This is a genomic window from Archangium violaceum, from assembly GCF_016887565.1.
Classification (GTDB): domain Bacteria; phylum Myxococcota; class Myxococcia; order Myxococcales; family Myxococcaceae; genus Archangium; species Archangium violaceum_B.
Window position 1 is genome coordinate 12,430,085 of the sequence record NZ_CP069396.1, and the last position, 18,412, is coordinate 12,448,496.

The 18,412-nt window shown below is 70.5% G+C and carries 14 protein-coding genes; 7 read left to right on the forward strand and 7 right to left on the reverse strand.

Going from position 1 to position 18,412, the window contains the following annotated elements:
- Positions 1-22 precede the first annotated feature (22 nt).
- The 4 genes from JRI60_RS49675 to JRI60_RS49690 all read left to right on the forward strand — a co-directional run bounded on the left by JRI60_RS49675 (position 23) and on the right by JRI60_RS49690 (position 4,028).
- Positions 23-892, forward strand: coding sequence for a DUF2381 family protein (locus tag JRI60_RS49675; protein WP_239470928.1), 870 nt, complete (start codon positions 23-25; stop codon positions 890-892).
- Between the two features lie 11 nt (positions 893-903).
- A complete protein-coding gene (locus tag JRI60_RS49680; protein WP_204223154.1) occupies positions 904-1,398 on the forward strand; it encodes a serine/threonine protein kinase in 495 nt (164 codons plus the stop codon).
- Between the two features lie 272 nt (positions 1,399-1,670).
- Complete coding sequence (locus JRI60_RS49685; protein WP_204223155.1) at positions 1,671-2,930, forward strand: LirA/MavJ family T4SS effector; 1,260 nt, start codon at positions 1,671-1,673, stop codon at positions 2,928-2,930.
- Positions 2,931-4,028, forward strand: coding sequence for an MBL fold metallo-hydrolase (locus JRI60_RS49690; protein ID WP_204223156.1), 1,098 nt, complete (start codon positions 2,931-2,933; stop codon positions 4,026-4,028).
- Between the two features lie 21 nt (positions 4,029-4,049).
- Here the strand turns inward: JRI60_RS49690 and JRI60_RS49695 are convergent, their stop codons facing one another.
- A complete protein-coding gene (locus tag JRI60_RS49695) occupies positions 4,050-7,172 on the reverse strand; it encodes a sensor histidine kinase (RefSeq protein ID WP_204223157.1) in 3,123 nt (1,040 codons plus the stop codon).
- Between the two features lie 206 nt (positions 7,173-7,378).
- Between JRI60_RS49695 and JRI60_RS49700 the strand changes: the two genes are divergently transcribed.
- The gene (locus tag JRI60_RS49700; protein WP_204223158.1) at positions 7,379-8,062 is read left to right on the forward strand and encodes a TetR/AcrR family transcriptional regulator; all 684 of its coding nucleotides are present in this window, start codon (positions 7,379-7,381) and stop codon (positions 8,060-8,062) included.
- Here JRI60_RS49700 and JRI60_RS49705 read toward each other — a convergent pair.
- From JRI60_RS49705 to JRI60_RS49730, 6 genes are all read right to left on the reverse strand, one after another.
- Positions 8,050-8,934, reverse strand: coding sequence for a hypothetical protein (locus JRI60_RS49705; protein WP_204223159.1), 885 nt, complete (start codon positions 8,932-8,934; stop codon positions 8,050-8,052). The genes JRI60_RS49700 and JRI60_RS49705 overlap by 13 nt on opposite strands.
- Before the next feature lie 149 nt (positions 8,935-9,083).
- Positions 9,084-12,215 carry a sensor histidine kinase gene (locus JRI60_RS49710; protein ID WP_204223160.1) on the reverse strand — a complete coding sequence of 1,044 codons (3,132 nt, stop codon included), beginning with the start codon at positions 12,213-12,215 and terminating at the stop codon, positions 9,084-9,086.
- Between the two features lie 24 nt (positions 12,216-12,239).
- Positions 12,240-13,352, reverse strand: coding sequence for an acyltransferase family protein (locus JRI60_RS49715; protein ID WP_204223161.1), 1,113 nt, complete (start codon positions 13,350-13,352; stop codon positions 12,240-12,242).
- A gap of 28 nt (positions 13,353-13,380) precedes the next feature.
- Entirely contained in the window at positions 13,381-14,487 is a 1,107-nt protein-coding gene (dnaN, locus tag JRI60_RS49720) for a DNA polymerase III subunit beta (protein WP_204223162.1), read from the reverse strand.
- Between the two features lie 111 nt (positions 14,488-14,598).
- Positions 14,599-15,174, reverse strand: coding sequence for a hypothetical protein (locus JRI60_RS49725; protein ID WP_204223163.1), 576 nt, complete (start codon positions 15,172-15,174; stop codon positions 14,599-14,601).
- Positions 15,171-15,419, reverse strand: coding sequence for a hypothetical protein (locus JRI60_RS49730; protein ID WP_204223164.1), 249 nt, complete (start codon positions 15,417-15,419; stop codon positions 15,171-15,173). The genes JRI60_RS49725 and JRI60_RS49730 overlap by 4 nt, the downstream gene beginning before the upstream one ends.
- 167 nt (positions 15,420-15,586) lie before the next feature.
- Here JRI60_RS49730 and JRI60_RS49735 point away from each other — a divergent pair, with 167 nt between their 5' ends.
- Entirely contained in the window at positions 15,587-16,069 is a 483-nt protein-coding gene (locus JRI60_RS49735; RefSeq protein ID WP_204223165.1) for a DUF6748 domain-containing protein, read from the forward strand.
- Between the two features lie 75 nt (positions 16,070-16,144).
- Positions 16,145-18,397, forward strand: coding sequence for an invasin domain 3-containing protein (locus tag JRI60_RS49740; RefSeq protein WP_204223166.1), 2,253 nt, complete (start codon positions 16,145-16,147; stop codon positions 18,395-18,397).
- The last annotated feature ends 15 nt before the right edge of the window (positions 18,398-18,412 follow it).

Sequence of the window (18,412 nt, forward strand, 5' to 3'; positions counted from 1 at the left end):
GCTCTTCCTCGCCTCCGCGGCGATGGCCGGGGCTCCCGATGCAAGGCGCGAGGTCAGGACACTCCTGCTCACGGACCATCCCGCCGGGGCGACGCACAACATCTACGTGTCCGGTCAGGTGGCCACCGTCCTCCGCTTCGAACAGGACTGCGATCCGGCCAGGACGAAGCTCCTGGGCTGGGAGGGCCGGTTCGAGCCCCCGCTCGTGGGAGGCAGGAAGGTGGTGCTGGAACCGATCCGTGACCTCGGCAAGGACGAACGGATTCCCCTGCTCGTGACGCTCGTGGACGGAACCGAGATTCCGTTCCTCGTGAGCCCACCACGCAGTGAGGAGTGGGGGTGGACGGACCAACAGGTGAACGTGTTCAAGAACCGCGAGAGCTTCAACGCGGTGCTCTCCACCCTTCACGCCGCACTCAAGAGAGAAGAGAGGCTCAAAGAGGAGAACGAGCGGCTCAAGAAGGAAGAGAAGTCGGTCGACCACGCCTGGGCCACGCTCCTCATCAATGGAGAGCAAGAGAAGACGCCCTTCCGGAAGGAGCGAAAGATGGTCCTGAAGAACGAGGACATGGACATCACCATCGAGGCCTATTCGGGGCCAGGAAAGACCGCAGCCGTCATCCACCTGACCAACACGTACAACGAAAGGCCGTGGAAGTTCAGGGATGCTCGGCTGACCTCCCCTCGTACCGCCGACACGACCCGGCCCTTCGCGCTTCGCATGAACCGGACCATGATCGTCCAGGGTCAATCAGGAACAATCGCGGTGGTGGCGGACAAGAGCGCCTTCGAGTCGAAGGAGGGCCTCGTTGACTTGTTCTTGGAGATATACCGCGAGGACGGGATGCAGCAGGTGACCGTCACGCTGGATCATAAGCTCATTCGAAAGTAGGAGTACCCGACATGCCCACGACCCAAGCGTTCTTGTTCGGCACCATCGTCCTGCTCATGACGTCCTCTGGCTGCATCACGACCAGTGGCGGAGTGGCGTTGCGTCCGGATGGAACCCCGGGTCCACAGGAGTGCCCGGAGGAAGCCAAGAAGGCGATGCGCTATATGAAGCTGCACGTCGGGGACTCCGCGTGGGTGGAGCTCGACGCGAACCAGATCAAGTCGAGGCCCATCACGCTCTATGACGGGCCCATCGAGAGCATCCTCAAGGAGGATCTCGGCCCGCTCGAAACAACCACACGGCTGTATGGGCAGGTCTGGACCGCCGGGCCACAGGTCGTCATCCGGTACTACGAGGCCCACCCGCCGGAGAGCGAGAAGATCCCCATCTGCGCGGTGGCCCGGCTCAGCGAGAATCAGCTCCGCAAGCGGCCCGAGTCGAAGCCTGGGACAGCCATTCTCGACTTCTCCGTCGCGGGAGCCGACATCGTCAACGCCTTTCGGTAGTGAAGGTCGCGACCCGGAGGCCGCCGGAGGGGGAGCGACAGAATACGTCCCGGCCCAGGCCCGGCCTGCGGTGGTCGAGCAGCTGCACCTCGGTGCCATCCAGCGTCGCCGTTCCGCAATCCGGACCAAACACGGGTCAGACGAAATCCCCGCACGCGGTGTTCCCGGCCCATTTCATGGAATCCAGCAAAACCCGCCTTCATTGAAAGTCCAAGGAAGTTGCGGCAAACTCCTCCGCCGCCGCAGCGTCCGGCGCTTCGAGGAGAATCGGCATGGCCCAGGTCAAACTGGAAGCAGTGCGGAACCGCTACCCCAAGAAGAAGCGGCTGTTGGATGACTGCATCCAGATCCGGCACATCATGTCGGGTGGCTTCTACGCGGCGTTGAAACAACTCGAGGCCGAGGTCAGCCAGTTCATCCAGCAGAACGGGACGAAGAAGAAGGCCCTGACGACGGTGCTGAAGAACGCCGAGCAGTACTGCGGACTCAATCCCTGCGCGCCCATCTACATGCGGTTCCTGACCGCCGAGGAGTTCGGGCAGTACGGCGGCAAGGGAATGCTCTTCAAGGACGTGGGCGCGGGCTACCTGCACGGCGAGTACACGCACCGCATCCAGTGGTACGTCCTCTTCCACATCATGAGCAACGGCTTCACCCAGGACGTCAAGAACGTGGCGCCCAAAGGGTGGAACCACACGCCCCGCCAGCTGCTCATCGAGATCAACACGGGAGGCATCCAGCTCGTGGCTTCGGACTGGCCCATGAGCGCTCCCGAGGGCAACCAGGGCTTCTGGGATGCCCTGCTCGACCGGGGTCCCGGGCCCATCCCGACCTTCAACCCCTTCGAGGATGGCATCTCCAATCCGGAGATCTTCAGCACCATGCTGATGGACAAGGCCTGGCTCCAGGCCAACCACAACAATCTCCATCAGCAACTGGACGTGATCGACCAGATGCCGAACTACGCGGGGTGTTATGGATTCCTCTCCGCCCTCCACCCCAACCTCAGCAGCATCGTGACCGAGCGCTATGTGAAGCGAGAGACCAGCAATCTCTACGCGAACAGGGGCGCGTACATCACCAAGAAGGTCAGCCAGGCCGATCCGAAGACAGCCTATGTCCCCCTGGGTACGCCAGACGCGAGCCTCGGCGTGCTGAAGGTCCAGGCCGAGGACGTGATGCAGACGCGGCTCGAGGAGGAGCGGCGCAAGGGCCACTGCTTCCTGACCACCGCCTGCGTGCAGGCGCGCGGACTGCCCGATGACTGCGAGGAGCTCCAGGTGCTGCGCGGGTTCCGCGACGGGTATCTGCGCCAGCTCCCCGGGGGCCCCGGGCTCATCCAGGAGTACTACGCCCTCGCGCCCCGCATCGTGGAGCGGATCCACCACCGGGCCGACGCGCGCCACATCTGGGAGGACGTCTACGCGACCGTCCGCACGGCCGTCGAGCACGTCCAGCGCCGCGAGCCCGAGGCCGCCCTGCGCACCTACTCCGCCCTGGTGAAGGGATTGTCGGAGCGTTATCTGGGCTGAATGAAAACGGTCTCCCTGGCCAGACAGCTGCTGCGCCGTGGCCTCACGCTCCTGTCCGTGGTGCTCGTGCTCGCCCTGGGCGGAGTGGGCATCGGCGGCTGCATCTTCTCCGCGCCCACCTGGAAGGGCCCCCGGAGCGACCACTTCGACGGCGAGCGCTTCATCAACCTGGAGCCTCGCGAGCGGCAAAGCGTCTTGAAGTGGCAGCTGAACAAGAAGCAGGGCCCCTGGGCGGACTGGCACGAGGAGCTGCCCGGTCCGCCTCCGCCCCAGCGCGTGGGCCCCGGCGACCTGCGCGTGACGCTCATCAACCACGCCACGGTGCTGCTGCAGCTCGACGGGCTCAACATCCTCACCGACCCCATCTACAGCGAGCGCTGCAGTCCGGTGTCCTTCGCCGGCCCCAAGCGCGTGCGTCCTCCGGGCATCCGCTTCGAGGACCTGCCCCCCATCGACGTGGTGGTGCTCAGCCACAACCACTACGACCACATGGACGTGGCCACCCTGCGCCGGCTCCAGGAGAAGTTCCCCGACGTGCGCCTCTTCGCGGGCCTGGGCAACCGCGCCTTCCTCGAAGGCAAGGGTCTGCGCCACGTCACCGAGGTGGACTGGTGGCAGGAGTTCCCGCTGAGTCCCGAAGTCACCCTGGTGAGCGCGCGCACCCAGCACTTCTCCAACCGGGGCCTGTTCGACCGCGACGGGACGCTGTGGACGGGCTACGTCTTCCGCGGTCCGCACGGCACCACGTACTTCGCGGGAGACACCGGCTGGGGACGGCAGTTCGCCGAGGCCCGCGAGCGCTTCGGCCCCATGCGCCTGGCGGTGCTCCCCATCGGCGCCTACAAGCCCGAATGGTTCATGTCTCCCGTGCACGTGTCACCCCGCGAGGCCCTCCAGGCCAGCGTGGACCTGGGCGCGCGCTACAGCGTCCCCATGCACTTCGGCACCTTCATGCTCGCGGATGACGCGGAGACGGAGCCGGTGGAGGAGCTCAAGCGCGCGCTCGCGGAGCGTGGCCCACAGGCCCCCGAGTGGTGGGTGCTGGGCTTCGGCGAGGGACGCAACGTGCCCCCGGTGGAACGCGCCTCCACCCCTTGAGGGGCGCGAAGGCGCGTGCCCTCAGGCCGCCTTGTCCGCGGACTGGGCGAGCGGCAGCCTCACCCGGAAGCAGGCCCCTCGCGGCACGGAGTCGTCCAGTTCGAACGTGCCCCCGTGGTTCTCCGTGATGAGCTGCCGGCAGATGGCCAGCCCCAGCCCCGTCCCCACCTCCTTCGTGGTGAAGAAGGGCTCGAAGATGCGCGCCCGCAGCTCCGGAGGGATGCCGGGACCATCATCGGACACCACGAGCTCGGCCATGCCGTCCCGCACGCCCGTGCTCACCCGCGCCTCGCCCTGCACCCCCATGGCGTCCAGGGCGTTGCGCAGCAGGTTGAGCACCACCTGGCCCAGCTGCCCCCGGTGGAAGAAGAACCGGGGCACCTCGCCATAGTGGACCACCACCCTCGCGCCCCCTGGCTGTGAGCGCCGGACCAGCTCCACCGTCTCGTTCACCACCTCGTTGAGGTCCCCGGACTCCAGGCGCGGGCGCTCGCCTCGCAGGAAGGCCCGCAGGTCCGCCTGCGTGGAGCGGATGCGCTCGGTGGCGTACCTCATGGCATCCAACGCCTCGGGCGTGTCCTGGAGCGCGTAGTCCAGGTCCAGCTCCCGCCACATCCGATCGAGCTCCTCCACCTCCTCGGGGTGGGTCTCGAGCCGCGCGCGGCAGCGCCTCAGCGCCTCGGACAGCAGCTCGAAGTACTCGCGCACCGGCGGCAGGTTGTTGTGGATGGCCGTGAGCGGGTTGTTGATTTCATGGGACAGCCGGGCCAGCAGCTGCCCCATGGCCGACAGCTTCTCCGCCTGCACCACCTTCTCGCGTGCCTGGTCGAGCTCCGTGGTACGGGCCTCCACCAGCCGCACCAGCTCCGCGTTCCTGCGCTGCAGCCGCAGACCCCTCCAGCGCACCACGCCCGCCACGGCGGCCCCCAGCACCAGCACCCCCAGGCTCCTCGCCCACCAGGACGCCCACCACGGCGGGTGCACCAGGAGGGCCACCCCCGCCACCGGACCCCACTCGCCCCGGCCATTGCGCGCGCGCGCCTCGAAGCGGTAGCTGCCCGGCGCCAGCGCGCTGTAGCGCACCGAGTGGCCCCGGAAGGCGTGCCAGTCCTCCAGCCCCACTAGCCGCACCTGGTGCTCCACCTGGAATTCGTCGACGAAGCCCAGGTCCGCGAACCGGATCTCCAGCGTCGCCTCGTCGTGCCAGGCCTCGAGCCCCTTCACCGGCGGCCGGTCGAACACGCGCTGGCCCAGGGTCGTCTCCAGCAGCGCCACGCGCGGCGGCGCGGCCGGGCCCGTGTACCGCGCTCCCTCGAAGCGCCCGAGCCCGTTCGAGGTCCCCACCCACACCGTCCCGTCGGCTTCCGCCAGGAAGGAGTTGCCGTTGCAGTCATCCCCCGGCAGGCCCCCGCTCGCACTGTGGTGCTCGACCTTCCCACCGTCGTCCAGGACGTCCACCCCGGCGGCCGTCCCCACCCAGAGCCGGCCCGCCGCGTCCTCGCCAATCTGGTAGACGACGCCGTTGTTGAGCCCCATGCCCCGGCTCAGGTGGACCATGTCGGCCAGCTGCCCGTCCCGGTAGGTGAAGCAGCTCAGGCCCAGCGGCTGGAAATAGGACACACACACCCGTCCATCCCGCCGGGCCAGCAGGTAGCGCACATGGTTGTCCCGCAGGCCCTCGGCGGTGCCCAGCCGGCGGAACGCGCCTCCCTCGCGCACGTGCAGCCCGTCACCCGCGGCCCACAACCGGCCCGCCCCATCCCGTGTCACGCCGAAGAAGACGGTCCGCTCGTTGGCGGGCAGCACCGTCTCGAAGGACCACGTCTCGCCCGAGCGCTCCCCGCGCACCAGGCCGGAGGTGCCCACCGTCCACAGGGTGCCGTCGGGCTCCAGCGTCATCCCATAGGTGGAGCGCGCCGGAAAACCGCTCGCCGCGTCGAACGTCCGCAGCCTTCCGCTCCAGGGCTCGTAGCGGTGGAGCCCGCCCGGATTGCCCGAGGCCCACACCACGCCGTCGCCATCCACCGCCACGGCCTTGAGCGCATGGCCGCTCAGCTCCGGGATGGGCACCCACCCCTCGGGCGTGCCGCGCACCAGCCCGCTGTCGGTCCCCACCCACAACGTCCCGTCGGAACCCCGGGCCATTCCCCAGATGAGATTCGAGGGCAGCCCGGTGGTGGTGTCGTGCACCGTCCACAGGCCCCGGCCCAGGGCGCGGTGCATGCCCTGACTGGCGAGCCAGAGCACGCCCGCCTCATCCTCCAGGACGTCCCGCGTCCGCGCGCCCAGCTCCGACAGGTCCAACCGCAGGTAGCCCGCGCGCTCGCCCTCCACTTCGAGGACGCCGCGATAGGTGGGCACCAGCAGCTGCCCCCGGCGCCCCACCCGCAGGCGGCGTCCCGAGCCCCGCGCGCCCTCGAGCAGCGCGGAGCGATCCTCGAAAGGCGCGCCGTCCCGGGGCTGCATGACCAGCCACCTGTCACCGCTCACCCACAGGCGACCGCCCCCATCGCGCGCGAGGGCGAGGATGGGACTGCCACGCCCCACCGCTTCCCGGACCAGCCAGCGCGCCTGCGGGCCACGGCTCAGCAGGCGCGAGCCCGAGGCCACCTGGAGCGCACCCGAGGCATCCACCCAGAGCTGGTGGGCTGGCCCCCCCGGCCACCCGGGCTCCGGGAGGAAGCGGCCCGGCTCAACTTCCATGTACAGCCCCTGCCCGGTCCCCACCCACATGCGCTCGCGGGAGTCCAGGCGGACGCACCACACCGGCAAGGGGACGCCCCGCATCGGCAGGGAGACGAAGCGGCCCGCCTCCCAGCGAACCACGCCGCCCTGCGTCACCAGGAGCAGCCGCCCCTCGGCATCGAGCGTCGCGTCCTCCACCGGCCCCGACGGCAGACCGGCCTCCAGCCCGAAGCGGTCGAACCGCGTGCCGTCGAAGCGGTACACCGCGTCCAGCGCACCGGCCCAGACGAACCCTTCCCCATCCTGGAGGATCCACAGCAGGTCGGGGTTCTCGATGCCCGCCTCCGCGCCGTAGCTCCTGAACCCGACACGCCCCGGAGGCTCCGCGCCTCTCGCACCACTGCCCACCAGGGCCATGAGGCCCACGGCCAGGAGCGCGGTGATCCGATACGACGACATGACTTCCGTACTCCCCGAGACGCGGAACGACGCCGCGTCCCCAGGAGACCAACCTACCATGTGAGTTGGCCACGGGCCCAGGTGGCGGGGAGAATGGCGCCCCTCTGGCCCCTTGCCTGGAAGATGAGGGCTGGGAGAAGAACGAGAGCATGGGATAGTGACCGGTGGCTCCATCCATGCGGCACAAAGACATGAGCGGGGACAGAGTGAAGGCAAGCAAGCCGCGCGCGGGCGGGGCTCCCACGACGGAGCTGCGCGAGCGGATCCGCCGGGAGGCCACCCGCCTCATCGCCCAACGGGGCTTCGGCGCCATCTCCGTCAATGACGTGGCGCAGGCGGTGGGCATCAGCAAGCAGGCGCTCCTCTACCATTACCCCTCGCGCGAGGCCCTGCACGAGGCCATCGTCTCCTCCATCGTCGAGCGCTCCAACCAGCACCTGTTGCTGCTGCTCGGCGCCTTCTCCGGCCACGGGGAGGAGCGGCTGACGCTGGCCATGGGGCAGCTGCGCGAGTTCTTCGACGCCGAGCCGGACGCCGCGCGCGTCATCCTGCGCGAGGTCCTCGACGGAGACCCCACGCAGGTGTCACGCCTGCATCGGAGCATGGAGCCGTGGCTGCGCCTCGTGGTGGACGCGCTGCGCCAGGGGCAGCGGGAGGGGCGCGTCCGCCCGGAGTTGGACCCCGAGGCCGCGGTGGCGCACGTGGGCACGCTGTTGCTCACCTCGTTCGCGCTGCGCAAGGTGGGCTCCTGGCCCGAGGCGGACGACGCGGAGTGGAGAGACCGGTGGCTGAGCGAGGTCGTGCTCATCATCCAGCGCTACCTCTTCACCGAGCCGGGTCCCGAGCGTCCCAAAGCGGGGCGTCCGGCCTCGCGCCGTCAGACGAAGTAGGCGCGGCGCAGCACCTCCGCGGGCAGGTGATGCAGCTCGAAGGTGTCCAGCTTGCGCATCTCGTGCTCGTCCATCCCGAGCGCCCCGTACTCCGGGGTGCTGCCCACCACCCCGCGCAGCACTCCGCCCGTCATGCGGCGCGCCACGGCCAGCCCCTTGGGGCCCACCGCCATCCGGTTGAAGGCGACGTGGCCCACCTCGTCCACCAGGATTTCGATGAGGCGCCGCTCCATGGACTCGCGCACGGCGGGCTGGTCCCGGAAGATCTCCCCCACCCGCTTGAGCATCCACTGGAAGGCGAAGACGCCGACGACCTCCGAGGCCAGCAGCACGGGGTGGAAGAGGACGCCCGGCGCGTAGGCCAGGGTGCCGATCAACATCTTCAGTTGCAGCGGTGGCCGCCACGCGCCCTTCACCTCCACGCCGAAGTGCCGCGTGGCGCCGATGAGGATGCGCGTGTGGTACGTCTCCTCGTAGCCCAGTGTCCGCTCCAGCTGGTGGAAGGTGTCCGGCGAGTCCTGATGGCGCTTGCCGCGCACGCGGTTGACCACCTCCACGCCGTAGGCCTCGCCCGCGTTCGCCTTCACGAACGTCAGCAGCGCCACCAGCGGCGGGGACAGCTCCTTGACCGCGTCGAAGCTCTCGTAGGCCCGGTTGAAGGCCTCGCCATCCACCGGCCCCTCGTACCGCGCATCCCAGGTGGCCGCCTCGCGCATCCACTCCTCGCGCCGGGAGAAGCCCCGGGTGAAGTCCATGGTGCCGTTGCGGCGCTCGAGGAACTCCCGGTAGGAGAGCAGGAGGTCCTCTCGCGGGAAGTCGGCCACCAGGCCATACAAACCAGGGCGTGCGGAAGGAATCAGCGCATCGGTCATGACGCGTCCTCGGAGCGGAAGGGGAAAGGTTACTGACCGGTAGGTAAGTACCCCATTTACGCGTGGCAAGTGACGAATTCATGACTTCGCGGGATTGACCTGGAAATCAATCAACCCAAGGAGTGGGGAGAGGTCGGCCGGTGTACCCGTCAGGCGGCCTCGCGCCCGTCCTGGACGAGCGGCAGCCGTACCCGGAAGCAGGCGCCCCGCGCCACGGAGGCATCCAGCTCGAGCGTGCCCCCGTGGTTCTCCGTGACGAGCTGCCGGCAGATGGCCAGCCCCAACCCCGAGCCCTTCCCCACGTCCTTCGTGGTGAAGAAGGGCTCGAAGATGCGCGCCCGCAGCTCCGGAGGGATGCCCGGGCCATCATCGGACACCACGAGCTCGGCCATGCCATCCCGCACGCCCGTGCTCACCCACACCTCGCCCTGCTCCCCCACGGCATCCAGGGCATTGCGCAGCAGGTTGAGCACCACCTGGCCCAGCTGGCCCTTGTGAAGGAGGAACCGGGGCAGCTCGCCGCACCGCACCTCCAGCCGCGCGCCGGGCGGCAGGGAGCGCCGGAGCAGCTCCACCGTCTCGTTCACCACCTCGTTGAGGTCGCCGGACTCCAGGCGCGGGCGCTCGCCGCGCAGGAAGGCCCCCAGGTCCGCCTGCGTGGAGCGGATGCGCTCGGTGGCGTACCGCATCGCCTCCAGCGCCTCGGGCGTGTCCTGGAGCACGAAGTCGAGCTCCTTCTCCAGCCACAGCCGCTCGAGCTCCCGGGCCCCCTCGGGGTGGGCGGCGAGCAGCTCGCGGCAACACCGCAGCACCTCGGACAGCTGCTCGAAGTACTCGCGCACCGGCGGCAGGTTGTTGTGGATGGCCGTGAGCGGGTTGTTGATTTCGTGCGAGAGCCGCGCCAGCAGCTGCCCCATGGCCGACAGCTTCTCCGCCTGCACCATCTTCTCGCGCGCCCGGTCGAGCTCGGCGGTGCGGGCCTCCACCAGACGCACCAGCTCGGCGTTCCTGCGCTGCAGCCGCAGGCCCCTCCAGCGCACCACGCCCGCAACGACGGCCCCCAGCAGCAGCACCCCCAGGCTCCTCGCCCACCAGGACGCCCACCACGGCGCGTGCACCACCAGGGAGAGCCCGGCCAGGGGCCCCCATTCTCCCCCGCCGCTACGTGCGCGCACCTCCAGGCGGTAGCCGCCCGGTGACAACGCGCTGTAGCGCACCGAGCGCCCCGGGGCGACGTGCCAGTCGTCCAGCCCCACCAGGCGCACCTCGTGCTCCACGTTGCTCTCGTCGATGGAGCCCAGGTCGGCGAACCGGACCTCCAGCGTCGCCTCGTCGTGAGCGGTCTCGAGCCCCTCCGCCGGAGGCCGGGCGAAGGTGCGCGAGCCCAGGGTGGTGTCCAGCAGCACCACGCGCGGGGGCGTGGCGGGGCCCGTGTAGCGGGCCCCCTCGAAACGGCCGAGCCCATTCGAGGTCCCCACCCACACCGTCCCGTCGGCGTCGGCCAGGAAGGAGTTGCCGCTGAAGTCGTCGCCCGGAGCCCCCCCGCTCGCACCGAAGTGCTCGACGCCTCCATCCTCCGCCACGACGTGGATGCCCGCCCCCGTCCCCGCCCAGAGCCGGCCCGCCGCGTCCTCGCCAATCTGGTAGACGACCCCCGTGTGCAGCCCCGTGCTCCGGTCCAGATGGAAGCCCTCCACCAAGCGCCCGTCCTGGTAGCCGAAGCAGCTCAGGCCCAGCGGCTCCGCGTAGGACACGCACACCCGGCCGTCGCGCCGCACCAGGAGGAAGCGCAGGCGGTCATCCCGCAGCCCCTCGGCGGTGCCCAGCCGCCGGAACACACCGCCCTCGCGCACGTGGAGCCCATCCCCCGAGGTCCACACCCGCCCGGCCCCATCCCGATCCACGCCCCAGAAGGCCGGCTGCCGGGTGGAGGTCAGCACCGTCGAGAAGGTCCACGTCTCGCCGGTGCGCACCCCTCTCACCAGACCCATGGAGGTGGCCACCCATAGGGAGCCATCCGCATCCCAGACCAGGTCGAAGGTGTAGTTGGCCCGGAAGCCGTCGGCCTCGCCGAACGTCCGCAGCCGTCCGCTCCAGGGCTCGTAGCGGTGGAGCCCGGCCGGGTTGCCCGCGGTCCACACCGCGCCCTCCCGGTCCACGCTCACCGCCTTGAGGGAGTAGCCCTCCAGCCCGGGGATGGACTTCCACTCTCCCCCCATTCCACGCGCGAGCCCCTTGTCGGTGCCCACCCACAGCGTCCCATCGGGACCGCGGGTCAGTCCCCAGATCATGCTCGACGGGAGCCCGGTGTTGGCGTCGTGCACGGACCACAGGCCACGGCCCAGGGAGCGGGACACGCCCAGGCTGGCGACCCAGAGCGTTCCCTCCTGGTCCTCCAGGACGTCCTGCATCCGCGCCGCCCGCTCCGTGAGGCTCAACCGGAGGAGCCCCGCCTGCTCACCCTCCACCACGAGCAGGCCGCGATAGTTCGGCACCAGGAGCTGTCCCCGATGCCCCACGCGCAGCCTGCGTCCCGCGCCCATCATCCCCCGGATGAGCGAGGAGCGGTCCTCGAAGGGTGCGCCCTCCCGGGGCTGCATGGCCAGCCACCCGTCACCGCCCAGCCACAGGCGGCCCAGCCCATCGCGCACGAGCGCGGAACCGGAGCGCATGAACCCGGGGAGGTCGCGGATCCACCACCGCGCCTGCGCATCGAGCCCCAGCACGCGACCTTCCGAGGCCACCTGGAGCGTGCCCGAGGCATCCATCCAGAGGACACGGGCCGGTCCGCCGGGCCACCCGGGCGCCGGGAGGAAGCGCCCCGGCCCCGCCTCCACATACAGGCCCTGTTCGGTCCCCACCCACATCCGCTTCCCGGGGTCCAGGCGGAGACTCAGGGCCGGAGAGGGGACACCCGGCAGCGGCACGGCGGCGAAGCGGCCCCCGTCCCAGTGGACGACGCCCTCTACCGTCACCAGGAGCAGCCGGCCCTCGGCGTCGAGGGTCATGTCCCTCACGCTCGTCGACGGCAGGCCGGCCTGCAGCCCGAAGCGCTCGAAGCGCGCGCCGTCGAAGCGGTACACGGCGTCCGAGGCACAGGCCCACACGAAGCCTTCGCGATCCTGGACGACCCAGGAGATGTCGTGGTTCTCGAGGCCGGCATCCGTGCCGTAGTTGCGGAACCCGATGCGCCCCGGCGGCTCTCCGCCATGCGCCTCGCGTCCCGCCCACAAGGCGACGAGGCCCGCGGTCACGAACATGGCGATGCGATACGAAGTCATGTCAGCCGTGCGGCCAGCCTACCATCATCCCGAGACGGGCGGCTCCGGCAGAACCGCCGCCGAGGCAACCGCGCGGGCGGCCAGCTCCGGCGTGCCGCCCTTGCGGCGCCAGCGGCCGTAGAGCCTCTTCGCCGGCAGTGCGATGAACAACGACACCGCCAGCACCGACAGCGCCAGGCCCAGCGCGGGCAGCACGTCCTGCGAATGCCCCAACCGGCTGGCGAGGCCCTGGAAGGTGGACCAGCCGTAGGCGATGGGCAGGTGCACGACGTAGACCCAGAGGGAGGCGCGCCCCACCGGGCCCATCATCCCGTCGAGCCGCGAGGGCAGCAGCATGGCCAGCCCGGCCACCACGGACAGCAACCCCACGCGCCATAGCACCAGCGTCGGGTCGCTCACCTTGGGATCTCCCCCCCACAGCGCCATCAGCGCGAGCATCGCCGTGCCCGTGCCCATCAGGCACAGCCAGTGGGGGACGCGCTTCACCCCCGCGAGCGCCAGGCCGGTGAGGCCGCCCACGAAGAAGTAGGAGGCCCACGGGAAGAGCGGGAAGTTGGACGTCCTGGCCACCAGCGCCTGCTCCAGCGCCAGCGGCCACCCGCCCGCCGCCACCGCCGCGCGCAACCCCGGGCTCACCAGGGGGAAGAGCACCGCGAGCCCCAGCAGCGTCACCATCCGCGCCGTCCGGCCGGGCAGCAGCGCCAGCACTCCGGCGCCCAGCAGCAACGCCCCCGCCACCCCGTGCAACGCATCGAAGGCGAGGAAGTGCCTCCACACCCCGGGGTCCCCGGCGAACAGCGCCGGCAATCCCCACCCGGGCCAACGCAACAGGTAGCCCCAGCCAAGCAGCAGCGCCACGCGGGGCACGTACCGGCGCAGCACGCTCGCGCCGTGCGCGCCCGTGCGCTGCACGGTGGTGGCGAAGGCCCACCCCGCCACGAAGAGGAACAGGGGCGCCGTCACGGCCCGCATGGACCAGTAGGCGATCACCCCCACGCCGTCGCGCGCCTGCTCCGAGAGCACCGCGTCCAGCGTGTGGCCCATCACCATGGCGATGACGGCCACGGCGCGCGCACGGTCCAGGCCCGTGTTCCGGGGGCTCGGCGCCGGCGCGCTGGGAGTCTGGGAGGACGACATGACTCGACTACGGGAGAGACCGCCGGGCTCAGACGCGCATCGGCATGACCACGGCCGTGAAGCTGCGATCACCCGGGGCGTGCAGCACGCCGGGGCTGTGCTCGTCACCCAGCTCGAAGGCGACCTCTTCCGTGTCCGTCACGGTCAGCACGTCGATCAGGTAGCGCGCGTTGAAGCCGATGGTGATGGCCGCGCCCCGGTACGCGATGTCCAGCGCGTCCTTGGCCTCGCCCAGGTCCGGGTTGTTGGCGGTGATGAGCAGCTGGTTCTCCGCCAGGCCGATGCGCACCGCGTAGCTCTTGTCGGCGCTCAGCAGCGCGATGCGCTTGAGGCCCTCGAGCAGCCGCGTCTTGGGCACCAGCACCGCCTTCTCCCCCTCCTTGGGGATGACGCGCTGGTACTCGGGGAACTGGCCGTCGATGAGCCGCATCACCATCGTCAGGCCCGTCTTCTTGAAGAGCGCCGAGTTCTCCGCGAACCCCAGGTGGCACTCCGCATCCGGCGCCTCGTCCAGCAGCCGCTTGAGCTCCAGCAAACCCTTGCGCGGGATGATGACGCCGCCCTTGAGCTTGAAGTCGCCCTGCAGCTCGCGCTCGATGAGCGAGAGGCGGTGGCCGTCCGTGGCCACCATGCGCACCTTGCCGCCCGCCTGCGGCTCGAAGTAGACGCCGTTGAGGATGTAGCGCGTCTCGTCCGTGGAGATGGCGAACTGCGTCTTCTTGATCATCTCCAGCAGGGTGTTGCCCGTCACCTGCACCAGCGGCGCGTTCTCCTCGCGCGGCAGCTTCGGGTACTCCTCGGGGGCGGTGCCGACGATCTTGAAGTGCGCCGAGCCGGAGGAGATCTCCACGTAGTTGTTGGCCAGCTTCTTGAGCGTGACCTGGGCGTCCGGCAGGTTCTGGACGATGTCGAAGACGTACTTGGCGCTGAGCGTGACGGCGCCCGTCTTCATGACCTCGGCCGGGTGCTCCGAGACGATGCCGATCTCCAGATCGAACGCCGTGACGGTCACCCCCGACTTGCTCGCGGAGACGAGCACGTTGGCCAGGATGGGCATCGTCGTCTTGCGCTCCACGACGCCCTGGGCGCGGTTGAGGGCTCTCTTCAGCTCGTCAGCGGCGATGCGGAATTCCATCTCGGGGTCCTTGAAGAACCAGGGGGAACAGGAAAGAACGGCGGCCCTCTGGCCGCCCGAGGCGGATGTAGCCCGGGAACCCCAGGTCGTCAACGAACCTGACTTCTCCGGTCATGCCGACTCGTTCAGCGCTCGGGCGAGCAACCCCTCCAGCCCCAGACTCTTCGTCCAGGAATGGATGTAGGACATATCCAGACCTCCCGCCGCCAGGCGAAGGATCTGGATGATGTCCCGCCACTGGGTGCTAGAGGACTCACCACCCTCGCGGAACCAGAGCAGCTTGCGCACCACGGAGTCCTCTGGACTCTTGATGAAGAGCCCCCCGCCCTCCGCCGTGAGCACCACCCGGCGGCGGCGCGAGAACTCGCTCACGTCGAACGCGCCCGTCCCCAGCAGGAAGAGGTCCACCTTGGTCACCGAGGGCAGGTGGAAGATGTTCCAGGAGCCACGCCGGACAATCGCCTCCCGCAGCGACTCCGCATCGACGTCGAAGTCCTCACCCAGGGCCCGCACCAGGGGCTCCAACTGCGGCAGCCGGAGATCCACCACGAAGTCGATGTCGTTGGTCGCCCGGGGCTCTCCTTGAAGCGAGCTCGCCAGGCTCCCCCCCAGGAAGTAGCCCACCTGGGCCTTCTCGAAGGCCTCCGCACACGCCAGGGCGACGCGGATGACGTCGGGGTCGCTCACGGGAGCAGCGCCGGATGGGAGCCAAAGAGACGGCGTGCGACCTCCCGGCCATACAGGCGCACGGTCAGCCGTACCTTCACCTCGGTGGAGTCCGCCTGGGGAAAGCTCTGCCGGATGCCCGCCTCCGCCAATTGCCGCACCGCCTGCGTCAACATCCCCGCCTTGCGCAACCGGTCCGCCGGCGACTGCGCGCGTAGCAACTCGAAATAGCGCTCGCGCCGCCGACGATCCGTATCCCGGTCCATGCCATCCAGAATAGCGATCCCCCCGCGGGCCGCCATGTCGCGCCAACCGCCTACATCCCCGTACCCTGAGCCCACCCACGAATAACCCGGGCTCCGGCTTCGTCGGGAAATGGTATCCATCCCGGGAGGCGGCGAGACTGCCGCGTCCCTTCCTGGAGCCTCGAATCATGACCCTGCGTCAGCCCCTCGTCGCCGCCGCCCTCGCCTTCAGCCTGCTCGTCGGCTGCAGCCGCAACACCCCCGAGTCCCGCCCCGCCGAGTCCGGTGGCACCCCCACCGAGAGGGCCACCCCCTCCACCAACCCCACGGGAGAGCCGCCCCCGAGTGAGCCGCCCTCGGGCGGCACCGCCGCCGCCGCCAACGCGGGCACCCCCGTCGTCTACATCGTGAAGGACAGCGGCGTGCGCTGCATGGCCGCGCCCTGCCCCACCTTCATCGCCACCCGGGCGGACCGGCCCAACGAGGACGGGCTCCAGATCACCGACGTCGACCTCGCCGCGCTCGGCTTCAACGCGGAGCGGAGCGCCAGCCTCATGGAGGCCACCCACACGCCCACCGGCCTCAAGGTCGAGGCCACGGTGGTCACCGTCCCCAAGGCGGGCCCCGCCGGCGACGCCACCGTGCTGCGCGTCACCCGGGTCATCGAGTAAGTAGGCCCTCCCTCCCCACCCGGAAGCGAGTATCCTGACCACCTGTCGTCACCAAGGTCAGAGGATGTTTCCGGGATGACGTGGCGAGTGGACGTCACACCCCAGGTCGATCGCGGGAACCGGTGGCTCCTCGGGCCACTGGTCCTGCTGTGCCTCCTGGGAGCCAACACCTCCCGAGCCGCCCACGCCCCGCGCCTGTCGGCCTCGCCCCGTCAGCTCCTCTCCGGACGCGATACCCGCTCCACCCTCGTCGTGTCCGGCCCCGGGCTGCCCTCCGACATGCGCCTCGCGTGCAGCGCGGGCCGCGTCACCCCGGCGCGGCGCTCCGCCCCGGACTCGCTCCAGGCCTCCTTCGTCCCGCCCCGCGCCGACACCCTCGCCACCTTCCTCTGCGCCGCCGTGTCCCCCTCCTCGGGCGCCCACGCCACCGTGGTGCTCGAGGTGCAGCGCCGCCAGGTGCTCCCGCTCACCGGACTGCCTCCACTCGGCCGCGTGGAGGTGCGCATCGGCGACACCCTCCATGGTCCCGTCCGCGCCAACGCCGCCGGACAGGCCGAGGTGCCCGTCCTCCTCACCCCCACGCACTCGCAGGCCACCGTCTCGACCACCGCGCCCGGCCAGCCCGAGCAGCAGCGCCTCCTGCCCCTCCCCGTCTCCTCCAGGCCCGTGGTGCTCCTCGTCGCCGAGGAGTCCTCCGTCGAGGCGGATGGGGCGCGGGGCGTGCGCGTGTGGGCCTTCTCCATCGACGGGCGCGGGGAGCCGCTGGACACGCCTCCGTCCTTCTCGCGCATCGAGGGCTCGTTCGAGCCGCGGCGCGTGGCCCCGGGCGTCCACGTGGGCACGTTCATTCCCCACCCCCGGGCCACTCCGGGCGAGGCGGTACTGACGGCCCAGGCCGGCAACGGAGAGCCCGCCTCCGTGCGCGTGGAGCTGCGGGCGGGCGTGAAGCCCTCGCTCACCCTGGAGGCCGCGTCACGCGAGCTGCTGGCGGATGGGGCCTCGGGCACCGACATCACCGTGCGCGTCCAGGACGGGCAGGGACGAGGGTTGCCCGGTCAGCCCCTCCGGCTCCAGGCCACGCGCGGAGAGGTGGCGCCCCTGCAGGACCGTGGAGATGGCACCTACCTCGCGCGCTACCGCGCTCCCGTCGGCGGGGGAGAGGAGCAGCTCGTCGCGCGGCTGGACGGCGTGCCTCCGGCCACCCTCGCCCTGACGCTGCGCCCTCCCCCGCGCCTCACCCTGGAGACGAACGCCCGCGAGCTGCCCGCGGACGGCGTGACGCGGCTCGTGCTCCAGCTCACCGCCCGCGACACCAGGGGCGCCCTGGCTCCGGATGGGACGGTGGTCTCCCTCTCCACCACGCTCGGCCTGGTGCCCTCCTCCGTGAGGACGCGCGAGGGCCGGGCCACCGTGGAGCTCGTCTCCGGCCACCAGTCCGGCGAGGCCCTCGTCCAGGCCCGGTGGGAGAACGCGAGCGCCAGCACCTCCGTGCGCCTCGTCCCCGGCGCCCCCGCCCGCCTGCGCGTGCGCACCGAGGAGCGCGAGGTGCGCTGCGATGGCCTCGACAGCGCGCAGGTGCACCTGCTCGTCCAGGACTCCCACGGCAACCCGCTGGACGGCGTGCCCATCACCCTGAGCGCCGCGGGCACCCAGGCCGAGCACGGGTACTTCGAGCGCGTGGCCTCCCTCGGGGGCGGCGAGTTCGTCTCCCGCTTCCACGCGCCCACCCGGTGCGAGGGCGGCCTGGCCACCGTCCTCGCCGCGGCGGGGGAGGCGCGAGGCGATGCCCGGCTCACCCTCGCTTCGCGCACGCCCCGGGCCCTCACCGTGCGACTCGGCGCGCAGAGCAACTTCGCCCGGCTCGTCCAGCCCTCGCTGGAGCTGGAGGGCGACCTGCGCCCCTACGCGCTCGGCGAGCGGCTCGCCGCCAGTGCCTCCCTGCAGGTGGCCTGGGGACGCTTCTCCCTTCAGGGAGAGACCCCACTGCACGAGCCCTTCGACCTGGACGCGAGCGCCCTCACCACCACCGTGTCCGTCGGCGCGCGCTGGCTCCAGCCCCTCACCCATACCCTGTCCGCCTACGCCGGCGCCGGGCTCGACGCGCACTTCGTGCAGATCAACTGGACCCTCTCCCTGGAGGAGGGCAGCCAGCGCCAGCTCTCCGCGGTGCTGGGGGGCCACCTGCGGCTCGGACTGACACACTCGCTCGGCCCTGGAGAGCTCGTGCTCCAGGCCCGCTATGGACTGGCCCGGCTCCCCGAGGAAGGTGCCTTCCGCGGCCCCATCGGAGGACTCTCCGCCTCGCTCGGCTACCGCTACCCCCTCTGAAGAAAGGAGGCTCGC